The following is a 1009-nucleotide window of genomic DNA, read 5'->3' as shown; positions in this document are numbered from 1 at the left end:
TCTTGGCTTCTTCATCAAACTCTAGACGAATCTTCAGATCACCATCGTCTTCGTACAAAGAGTTGTTAGATAGCGCTTCAAAACGCAGCTTATCTTCTGCATCGGAAGCATTTGAAATCAATTCGCGTAAGAAGATCTCTTTATTTGAATAAAGGGAATGGATCATCAAATGTAGAAGCTGCTTAACCTCTGTTTGAAAGCCAAGGGTTTCCTGCTTTGCTTCTAAATTATCTTGTGCTGACATATATTTGTTTCTCTCGTTTTTCGTTGTTCAGAAAAATTGATTTGTCGCTTTCCGGCAGCAATTTATCTCAAACTTATGAGAGGGACTGCATTATCAATGCAGCCTTGCTTACCACCGACCTGAAAAGCCTTGAAACCTTATGTGGGGATGGCATTTTTNATTTCAAGTAATTTTTATCGTGTTTTGTTTCGAGCTGTTTCGCGCACAAAGCCAGATTATGGTTTAATGCCCTCCACCTACCTTTACAAAGATAAATTGAGAATCATGTTAAAAGCCCTTACCACACTATTATTCGCAGTTGTTTTGATTATTGGCCTCGGTGCGGCCGCACTCGATGGTTTCTACGGCGGCGGCGATGCCTTCCCTGATAGAAGTGGCCAGCCCCTGCTCCCGGCTGAAGCGCTTATCAAAGTTGCTGACCTGCCCTACCCTCCTGGAAACATCGCAGTCTCGAAAAATGAGCGCATCTTTTTCACTTATCATCCGGAAGGTTTTCCACCCTATAACATCGCAGAACTGGTTGATGGCGAAGCCAAACCATTTGAGTTCGAGTCACCAGCTGGTCTTAACTTGAGTACTGTTCTATCAATGCGTTTAGACAGACAAGGCCGCTTATGGCTACTCGACTATGGTGACCATGGGCAAGAAACACCTCAGATCCTTGCCGTGGATATTGAGTCCCGCGAGGTTGTGCATCATCATCGTTTTAGTTCAGATATTGCAGGGCTAGGCTCACATATGAATGACTTCCAAGTCAGTCATGAT

At 43.8% G+C, this 1009-nt stretch carries 1 protein-coding gene and 1 pseudogene; one reads left to right on the top strand and one right to left on the bottom strand.

All coding sequences use genetic code 11. The annotated features are described in order from the left end of the window. Positions 1–244: pseudogene (locus A3729_RS25975) on the bottom strand (molecular chaperone HtpG); the annotation flags it as partial. A 264-nt stretch (positions 245–508) separates the two neighbouring features. Between A3729_RS25975 and A3729_RS25970 the strand changes: the two are divergent. Continuing rightward, a partial coding sequence (locus A3729_RS25970) for an L-dopachrome tautomerase-related protein (protein ID WP_197476109.1) occupies positions 509–1009 on the top strand: 501 nt, incomplete at its 3' end.

It is taken from the genome of Oleiphilus sp. HI0043 (assembly GCF_001634935.1).
This window is presented reverse-complemented; position numbering and strand designations above follow the sequence as displayed.